Origin of the sequence: uncultured Thomasclavelia sp. (assembly GCF_944324745.1) — a bacterium.
In the GTDB taxonomy this organism is placed as follows: domain Bacteria; phylum Bacillota_I; class Bacilli_A; order Erysipelotrichales; family Coprobacillaceae; genus Thomasclavelia.
In genome coordinates this window covers 1-7,998 of sequence record NZ_CALUXO010000008.1, presented here as the reverse complement: position 1 = coordinate 7,998, position 7,998 = coordinate 1, and the positions used below count along the sequence as shown (strand labels likewise).

Annotated in this window: 7 protein-coding genes; all 7 read right to left on the bottom strand. The window is 30.3% G+C overall.

Going from position 1 to position 7,998, the window contains the following annotated elements; translation table 11 throughout:
* Nucleotides 1-242 precede the first annotated feature (242 nt).
* The 7 genes from Q0K54_RS00660 to Q0K54_RS00630 all read right to left on the bottom strand — a co-directional run bounded on the left by Q0K54_RS00660 (nucleotide 243) and on the right by Q0K54_RS00630 (nucleotide 7,740).
* Entirely contained in the window at nucleotides 243-1,100 is an 858-nt protein-coding gene (locus Q0K54_RS00660; protein WP_294577905.1) for a S66 peptidase family protein, read from the bottom strand.
* A 93-nt stretch (nucleotides 1,101-1,193) separates the two neighbouring features.
* Nucleotides 1,194-1,859 carry a TrkA family potassium uptake protein gene (locus Q0K54_RS00655; RefSeq protein ID WP_294577903.1) on the bottom strand — a complete coding sequence of 222 codons (666 nt, stop codon included), beginning with the start codon at nucleotides 1,857-1,859 and terminating at the stop codon, nucleotides 1,194-1,196.
* 13 nt (nucleotides 1,860-1,872) lie between these two features.
* Complete coding sequence (locus Q0K54_RS00650) at nucleotides 1,873-2,520, bottom strand: TrkA family potassium uptake protein (RefSeq protein ID WP_294577901.1); 648 nt, start codon at nucleotides 2,518-2,520, stop codon at nucleotides 1,873-1,875.
* Nucleotides 2,521-2,531: 11 nt separating this feature from the next.
* Nucleotides 2,532-5,342 carry a cation-transporting P-type ATPase gene (locus tag Q0K54_RS00645; protein WP_294577899.1) on the bottom strand — a complete coding sequence of 937 codons (2,811 nt, stop codon included), beginning with the start codon at nucleotides 5,340-5,342 and terminating at the stop codon, nucleotides 2,532-2,534.
* Between the two features lie 320 nt (nucleotides 5,343-5,662).
* Entirely contained in the window at nucleotides 5,663-6,274 is a 612-nt protein-coding gene (locus tag Q0K54_RS00640; protein WP_294577897.1) for a LytTR family DNA-binding domain-containing protein, read from the bottom strand.
* The gene (locus Q0K54_RS00635; protein ID WP_294577895.1) at nucleotides 6,267-6,890 is read right to left on the bottom strand and encodes a hypothetical protein; all 624 of its coding nucleotides are present in this window, start codon (nucleotides 6,888-6,890) and stop codon (nucleotides 6,267-6,269) included. The genes Q0K54_RS00640 and Q0K54_RS00635 overlap by 8 nt, the downstream gene beginning before the upstream one ends.
* An 88-nt stretch (nucleotides 6,891-6,978) precedes the next feature.
* Nucleotides 6,979-7,740, bottom strand: coding sequence for a MerR family transcriptional regulator (locus tag Q0K54_RS00630; RefSeq protein ID WP_294577893.1), 762 nt, complete (start codon nucleotides 7,738-7,740; stop codon nucleotides 6,979-6,981).
* Nucleotides 7,741-7,998 lie beyond the last annotated feature (258 nt).

Sequence of the window (7,998 nt, the reverse complement as noted above, 5' to 3'; positions counted from 1 at the left end):
TATAATTTTCATCTTATTGCTCCATTATTAGATAATTTTTATAGTTTGATATGCCAAAGCTATTTTTTAAACAAGTATATTATAGTATAGAAAAGACTGCTTTTTATTTCAAATTTATCTCATTTTTATTTATATAAATTTCATTATCACAAAATATTCTTATTAACTAAATCAGCTTTATCGTCACAAATGATTTAATGCATCAATTAATGACTTTATGATAAAAAAATCAGAAAATTATTTTAATTTCCTGACTTTTTAAATTCATATTTTTTTCCAATAATTAAACATTTAGCATTCAAATTATGACCAATATCTTCCGTTTTAACAATTGGAAGCTTGATATTATTAATAACAGATACGGCTATAGAAACGATATCTGGTACTTCATTACTTGTTTCCATTGCAGTAAAAGTTCCTAACAATAAACCATTTATTTTATCAAAGACGCCCATTTGTTTTAATTGCGTTAAATAAGCCATCATAACTGCTCCATTACCACTAAAGCTTTCTAAAAACAAGATTTTAGAATCAACATCAGGAAAATATGGTGTTCCTGCCAGTTTTAATAAACAGCGAATATTACCACCAATCATCGTTCCAGCCAGATAGTCTTGTTGAATAAATCGATAATTAAAATTATAAAGACTCTTTTGTCCATTTAATATGCTATCATTAAAATTTTGATATTGAATGTTAGATCTAAGATTTCTAATTTGATATAAATATTGTAACTGACCCGTTTTTTGATAAAGAGCATTAATTATTGTTGTTAGATCACTATAACCAAAAAATGGTTTAGGATTAGCTTTAATTAATTCAAAATCTAACCACTCTAATATCCCATTAGCAACGTCACCACCAGAAACATCAAAGATTGCTTTAATACTAGTATCTCGATAAGCATCTAACAAGACTTTAGCTCGCATTTTAGCATTTGCAGCTAAATAACTTTGCTGACGATATAAATAAGGACTATCCAAAGGAATTAAACCTAATTGTTTTAAAAGGATACATAAGTTTTCAATCTGCGCTTTTTGCTTTAATGACAATCCATTAGAACAAGCTACCAAACTAACTTTATCACCTGATTTAAGCATAATATCACCCCTTGACATCATCATACAACAAACTGACTAAATTGATAATAACTTTGAGATATAAAATATGGTAATAACAAAGCGTTATTACCATTAATTAGAAAATATTTTATTAAGTTCTTCAATAGCTGGCTCATCACCAAAAGCCAAGATATTCTGTCCGGCTTCAATTACTGTATCACCATGAGGAATAACTAATTGTTCATCTTGATATAAAGCTATTAATAAAGCATTGCCTGGAATAGCAATTTCACTAATCATTTTTCCAACACATTGAGATTGATAATCAACTCGAATTCGAACAATTGAAAAATCACCTTTTGATAGTTTCATTAAAGTCATAATTGACTGATAATTCATTTCATCAGCAATCATATGACCAATAATATCAGCTTGATTTATTTTAGCATCAACACCCATTCCAGCATTAAACAGCCAGGCATTTTTAGGATTATTAACCCGTCCAATTACTCTTGGAACATCGTATTCAAACTTACTAATCATTGCAGCTGTTAAATTAACCTCATCTAAACCAGTAACACAAACAATAGCTTCACAAGTTTTAATTCCAGCTTTTTCAAGCACTGAAACTTCAGTACCATCACCAATTATTAAAAGATCATGTGGTAAATCACTGTTTAAAAAACTATCGATTGCTTTTTGACGATTTTCAATTACTTTTACCTGATGACCACCTTTAACTAACAAACCCGCAATATAGCTACCACATTGGCCACCACCAATAATAATTACTTTCATAATTTCCTCCGTATTAATAAATTATCTTTTTAAATTTATTTAATGATTCTTCCAATACCGTAAAATAGATAGTATCGTTATCTTTAATGCGGGTATCTTTTAACGGTATGATCGTTGTACCATAACGTTCGATCGCGGTAACTTCAAATTCACCATGACTAGCTATCTCTTCAACCGTTTTATCAATCAAAGATAGCGGGGCATGCACTTTAACTATTTTAACTTCGCTTTCTTCACCTATTTTTTTAATTACTTGAAGACGATTAGTATTAACATAATCTAAAATTCGTTCTACTCCTAGACCAGTTACTGAAATGATATGAATTCCCATTGATCTAAAAATTCGTGCTTTTCCTTCATCATACATTCTAGCAACCACACTTGGTACATGATAAATATTATGAGCAATATGACTAACAACAGCATTAGTCGCATCATTACTAGTACAACTAATCAACATATTACATGTTTTAATTCCAGCCGCCTCTAAGATATCTTTATCATATCCTATTCCAATTAAAGTCCGACCAGTAAAATTACCACCAAGATTATTAAAAGTATCCCGACGATTGTCGATTACAACGACATCATGATTTTTACTATTTAAAAATTTAGCTAAACGGGTACCAAATTTCCCACAGCCAACAACTATTATTTTCATAAGTATCTCCTTTATTTGTCTTTTTTACGCAAGATTTTTTTACGAAGTTCATCAATTCCAAAGACAATAAATGGAATCGGTAAAGCATATAACCAATCATATAACTCCAATGGAGCAGTATTGAAAATTCCATTAAAAAACGGAACATAAATAATAACAATCAAAATCAAAACTTCGACTACTAGTCCTAAATTAATATAGTGATTAGAAAAAACACCTCGTTTAAATACTGATTCTTTTTCAGTTCGGTTATTTAAAGCCATTCCCATTTGTGAAAAGACTACACCAACTAACATCATTGTTGTTGCCTTTTGATATACTAGTGTTCCCTCAGGAGCTAATGGAACATTAGGCCAACCATTTAAATAATTAATTAAGAAATAACCACCTAAAGCAAAAGCAGTAATAATTAAACCATACCAGATAAACCCAACCAAAATAACCTGTTTATTCAATAAACGATCATTTGTGGAACGGGGTGGCTGCTTCATAATATTCGCTTCCCCTTGCTCAGCTCCTAGTCCTAAAGCTGGAATCATATCAGTTCCAATATCAATAGTAAGAATTTGCATGATCGTTAATGGCATTGGAACCAAACCACCAGATAATAAGTATACCGCTGGGGCTGCAGCTTCAGGCGTATTACTATCAAAGATATAACGTAAAAACTTACGAATATTATTATAAACTGTCCTTCCTTCTTCAATGGCCCGAACAATTGAAGCAAAATTATCGTCTGTTAAGATCATATCAGCGGCTTCTTTAGCAACATCGGTACCAGTAATTCCCATGGCAACCCCGATATCAGCTTTCTTTAAGGCTGGAGCATCATTTACTCCATCACCAGTAACAGCGACAATATTACCTAATTCTTGCAATGCTGTTACAATTCGATACTTTTGATCAGGAGCCATTCTGGCAAAGACGACTTCACCTTTTAAAACTTCTTTTAATTCCTGATCAGACATATTACTCAATTCAACCCCAGAAACAACTTTAGCCTGATCAGTTTTAATAATTCCAATCTTTCGAGCAATGCTTTCAGCAGTCAAGCCATAATCACCAGTAATCATCACAATTTTAATACCAGCACTATGACAAAGGGCTACTGCTTCTTTGACTTCATTACGAGGTGGATCTTGCATTGCAATCAGTCCCAAAAAAGTTAAATCCTGTTCAATGATTTCTGGAGTATACTCACGAATACTACTTGGCAAACTAGCATCATCATGTTTTAAAGTTCGATAAGCTACCGCTAAAACCCGCAAACCTTGACGGGCGTAATTATCATTAGCTTTCATTACATGTTGATAATCTTCATCATTAATTAAACGTGACTGCCCATTTTGATAACAATGACTGCAAAGATCTAATACTTCCTTTGGTGCTCCTTTGATAAAAGCAATTCGTTGACTCCCTTCAAATGCCTCCTTTATTTGATGAATGGTAGTCATTCGTTTACGTCGTGATTCAAATGGCAACTCTAAAATTCGCGGATATAAACTTTGAATTTTTTGCATATCTAAACCACCTTTTTTAGCAACAACCTCCAAACAGGCTTCGGTTGGATCACCTAATACCGTATACCGGGCATTAACACTATTTTCTTGTGGGGGAACTAGTTTAGCATTAGAGCATAGCGAAGCTCCTGTTAATAATAATCTTAAAGTATTAGACATATTAGCCGTGATAACATCTTGATTGTAATAGATATTTCCCTTGGCATTATATCCTTCACCACTAACAGTAAATTCATTTTCAATCGTCCATAAATGATTAACTGTCATCTCATTTTGAGTTAGTGTTCCGGTTTTATCACTACAAATAACATTAGTACAACCTAAAGTTTCTACTGCCGATAATTTTTTTACCAAGGCATTTTCTTTAGCCATTCGTTGAACCGACAAAGCTAAAGATAAAGTAACAGCTGGTAATAAACCTTCAGGAATAAACGCAACGATCATTCCTAATGCAAATAAAAATGATTCCATCAATGGATCTTGAATGATAAAGATTGCAATCAACATGAATACTATTCCAATACTTAAAGCAATGCAGGCAATCTGTTTAGTTAAAACATTTAATTCCTTTTGCAGTGGTGATAATGTTTTTTCAGTATTTTGTGTCAAATTAGCAATTTTTCCAAATTCACTATCCATCCCGGTCTTAACAACCACACAGCAACAAGTTCCCGAAGAAACTGTTGTTCCAGTAAAAATCATATTTTCAGCTTCTAGATAATTTGTTTCTTCAGTTAAAGCCTCAAAACTTTTTCTAACCGGATTACTCTCTCCAGTCAAAGTCGATTGATTGACTTGAAAATCACTACAACGTAATATCCGGGCATCACCACTTACCCGATCACCTTCTTCTAAGATCATTATATCGCCAGGAACAATATTTTCAGTCAAAATTCGAATTTCTTTTTTATTTCGAATTACTCGAGCATAAGAAGGCATCATTTTTTGTAAAGCACCGGTTGCTTTTTCGGCTTTAAACTCTTGAAAAAATGAAAATAACCCATTGATTAAGTTAACACAGAAAATAGAAATTCCTAATTCAATACTTCCAGAAATAATCGCCATGGCACCACCACACCATAATAACAAGGCCATTAAACTAGTGAAATTAGAAATAAATTTCTTAAACAATGAATCCTGTTTCTTTTTTATAATTACATTTTTACCATATTTGTTTAACCGTCTGTCGGCTTCTTTATCATCTAGTCCATCCATACTAGAATCCATCATTTGATAGGCCGCAACAGGGGTTAAATATATAATCTGATTAACATCTTTTGATACATTTTTATTGGTATCCATATAATACTTCTCCTAATTACTGTAATAACATAAACTATCGATAAAAAACTAAACTTAAATTACCGCGATAATCATCCTCTCCTTCCAGTAAGATTAATCTTAGTAATTTACTGTAACGTCAGTTATTTAAGTAATCTTACATTGAATAAAAGCACCTATATCTATTCAACGTCATTCATCTTAGCATTGAAGTTATAAAGGTTGTATTAAGATTCATATAACAGTATTAAGAAAGTATTAAGATTAAAATTCTATAATTTTTTATTAAAAATAACAAATATTTAACTTATTTATAAAAAAGTACTAACGCTAAGTTAGTACTAAATCTGTTTCACTATTTGTTGATACTTCTTGCCAACAGGAATAACTATTCTATCTTTTAAGATAACTTCTTTAATATTTTTACTGACTAAATAATGGCTATTTATGATATAGGATTTATGAACCTGTACAAAGCCATATGAAGATAAACGATTTAAAGCTGCTGATAGTTTTTCCCTAACTTTTACACTCGAACTTTTACTGTGAACAATTAAATAATGGGCATATGATTCAATATATACAATATTTTCAATTTGCAGTCGAATAGTTGAATAACTAGATTTAAAATCAATTGATGTTTCCAAACCCTGATTAAAATAGTTTATCTTATTAACAATTCCAGCAATATCACTTTCCAAACAATTTTTTCGAATAAAGCCTAGGGGCTGATATTCCAGTAAATCAAACATATACCGCCCATCACTAACAACGAAAACTAATCCTGGATACTTTTTTACATCATTAATATTATCTATTATTTCCCTAATTATTATACAAGTTTCATCTAAGTCATCTTGATCAATAAATTTACAATCATCTAATTTATTTAGTAACAGTTGTTTAAGCAGTTTGGTAGTTTCATCGCTACACTTTAAAAAAATCCTAATCATCTTTTCGTTCCTCAAGTTCTTTAATATGTAGATAAAAACTATTTTTATCGTTTAAAACTTTTCTTAGCCGGTATTTATCAACAATACTGGTTCCATTATTTTCTAGAATTTTAAAAGCTTGTTCATATTTTCCTTTTTCCATATCATCAATTCCTGATGGCATAACAGAAATTATACTGCCATCATTTAATAAAAACGTCATTTTTAACTGATAGCCTACTTGATTATAAACCATGTAAACCCGAACATAAGATAATTGCAAGCTAAAAATATCATTAGTCTTCATTTTAAATGAATAAACATCCTGATGCTTAAAAATAATCATTAATGCTCGATGCCACTTTTGAAAATAACCACTTACTCGATAATAATTCACAGTAGTGTCCGAAAATTCTAAATAATCGCCCATTCCTAGTAACGGAGTTACTAGAATCTCGGAGATGATAAATATAATAATGGAAATAAATAAATTGATATTCACATCGCCAAAAAAATATTTACCAACTAAATTATAAAAACCAACTGCCAAAATCAAACTAAAAAAGATCCACAAAATATATCCACCGACAATTCCAATAACTGTAATTTTTTGACCAATAATTATTTTCTCTTTCATTTTATATCTCCTTGTATACTAATATTATAGCTGATATTAATATAAAAGGGATATTTTTGGCATCAACGTTGTTTTGATGACTTCAACATTATTTTATAAATCTGTTAATCCCAGTAACTGATGTTCGAGGATTATCCAAATGATATTTTTGAGCCCATTTTCTAAAATGATGATTTAAATATTTTTCGACCATTACTAAGTCATTTTTTTGATATACTTCTACTAGATTTAATGGATCATCGATTTTTAATTGATGTTTTTGTAAATAATCAAACAATGGTTTTATTGCCTGATTATTTAATATTTGAAATGAAAACGTATCTCGCACAGTTTCAATATCAAAATCAATATAATAATTTAAATAAATTTTTAATAGATCAATTGGATAAACTTCACTACATATCGATAACTTTATTTGATTTATTTGCTTAAAATCAATCACTATTCCCTTAAAACTAAATCCATCTTCATTGGCAAACAAAGTTTCTTTATCTACCCAATTCTTTAACGACTGCTGATTAAAACTAACTTTTACTCGGTTTCTTTTAATATACTCATCAATTTTTTGATCAATATCTATTAACTCTATTTTAGATTGATTAATAAATTCTTTTTTATTTTCTAATGCCGCTCTAATTGATAATTGATTATTTAAAATCAATTTAACCTCATCAATTGATATTTCCATTTCTCGAAGCAATTTGATCAGCTTCAAGATTTCAACATTATCCATATCATAGTCACGATAATTATTAACATCACGTTTTACTTTCAGTAATCCTTCTTTTTCATAATATAGAATTGTCTGTTTTGACAACCCAACTAATAATTCCACTTCATGAGTTTTCATTTACCTCACCTCCTAGTTTCATTGGTAGTGTCAAAAATCGGTTAAGCGATACAAATACACTCCCATATCAATTTGTATATATAAACAGTAAAAATGATCACTGATTATATCTCTTTGATCATCTTTTTTACGATTTTACTAAAAAAGATGAAGATTCCGTGCTATACTTGTTTCTCCACAAAAACTACGAAAGGACGGTTTCTTCATCATGGAAAGTATAACACAAATTTTACAATCTATAAATTCTTTTTCTAAGCA